The organism is Pokkaliibacter plantistimulans, assembly GCF_003194385.1.
GTDB classification, from domain to species: Bacteria; Pseudomonadota; Gammaproteobacteria; order Pseudomonadales; family Balneatricaceae; genus Pokkaliibacter; species Pokkaliibacter plantistimulans.
This window is the reverse complement of record NZ_LAPT01000204.1, coordinates 1-1313: the sequence shown is the minus strand read 5'-3', so window position 1 is coordinate 1313 and position 1313 is coordinate 1. Positions and strand designations below refer to the sequence as shown.

General features: G+C 52.2%; 1 protein-coding gene and 2 pseudogenes. 2 read left to right on the top strand and 1 reads right to left on the bottom strand.

Annotated features, from left to right (window positions below):
- A pseudogene (locus WH50_RS26525) lies at positions 1-218 on the top strand (hypothetical protein); the annotation flags it as partial.
- A gap of 240 nt (positions 219-458) precedes the next feature.
- Here the strand turns inward: WH50_RS26525 and WH50_RS25890 are convergent.
- The gene (locus tag WH50_RS25890; protein WP_110190375.1) at positions 459-737 is read right to left on the bottom strand and encodes a hypothetical protein; all 279 of its coding nucleotides are present in this window, start codon (positions 735-737) and stop codon (positions 459-461) included.
- A 189-nt stretch (positions 738-926) separates the two neighbouring features.
- On the opposite strand from WH50_RS25890, the pseudogene WH50_RS25885 reads away from it, so the two are divergent.
- Positions 927-1313, top strand: a pseudogene (locus WH50_RS25885) (C4-dicarboxylate ABC transporter substrate-binding protein); the annotation flags it as partial.

The window sequence follows — 1313 nt, the reverse complement described above, 5'->3', positions numbered from 1 at the left end:
CCACCCTGCCACAGGTGCTGGTGGCCGATGAGCTGCAGTCAGGCAGTCTAAAACGCCTGTCTGCCGTGTGGACGCCCAGCGCCCTGCACTTCACCGCCTCTTACCGCAGTGACCCGTACAACCCGATTGCCGAAGTCGCCACTGAACGCGCCGTTGCCCAGGCCACTCAGTTCGCCCTGCAGGCTGCCCTGCCCGTCCCCAGCCAGACAAGCCGATAAAAAATTTTTATCGGCTTAGGAAAAAAATGGTGATTAGACAATTTTTGCCACGACGCTAATTTATAGAAAACGCAATAAGCCGCAAAAGCCCAATGCGAACAGCAATTAAAGCAATAACAAGCAAAATAGAAGAAATAGAAAACGTAATAAAAAGCTGATCAAACCCATATCGACTCACTATCGATAGTAAACAAGCCACAGCAATAATATTGACTGCTGGCCATTATAATTGATCAGCCATCATGCCCAGCCGAAGGGGAACAATAACAATCTATAAATAACAGCAAGGTTATCTGCCATCTTGCCTGCACTATCACCGCTGTATCTGCACTCACCGGCTGCCTCTGCCATGCCCGGTGCTGCTGCAGCATGCTGATATTCAGGCATAAGCAGGCCATTGCGCCCCACACCGCCCATTACAGGTGGTGACGTCACCAATAAAAAACCGGTCGGTATTGGCGCTGCGTCAATACCGGCAAATAAAACATCGAGGGCAATACATGAATCACTCCAATCCATTGGTCCGTATTATCATCCATTGCAAAAGCTGCTTTATAAAAAGTAAAAGCCGCTCCCTCAATAGCGCCTGAAGGTCTCCGCATTTCGCCTTGTGCAACAGATTTCACAAAACGAAAAAAGCCCTGCCCGATTTTTCACATATCGCGGCACAGGCGGCTTTTACCACCGCAGTATTGAGGAAAGAGCAACATGAAACGCGCATTGGTAAACGTACTGAGTAAACATCTGCTGGCGTTGTCTGTCGCCGCAACCCTGAGCTACAGCGTCAGTAGTCAGGCTGCCGAACAGTGGGATATGGCGCTGGCCTACCCGGCCTCCAGCTATCAGACCCAGATGGCCGAAAGCTTCGCCAGAGAAGTCGGTGAGAAAACCGCTGGCCAGCTGGCCATCGCCACCCACCCCAACGGTTCACTGTTCGGTGGTGGGGAAATCTTCAGTGCCGTGCGCCGCGGTCTGGCCCCCATCGGCGAACGCATCATCTCTGCTCTGGGCAATGAAGATCCGCTGTTTGAAGTCGATGCGCTGCCCTTCGTCGCCAGCAGTTTCGACGCCTCATGGAAGCTGTATCAGGCCTCC

Excerpts from the sequence above, each read along its gene's own strand:
- WH50_RS25890 (WP_110190375.1), bottom strand. The coding sequence starts at position 737 with ATGGATTGGAGTGATTCATGTATTGCCCTCGATGTTTTATTTGCCGGT.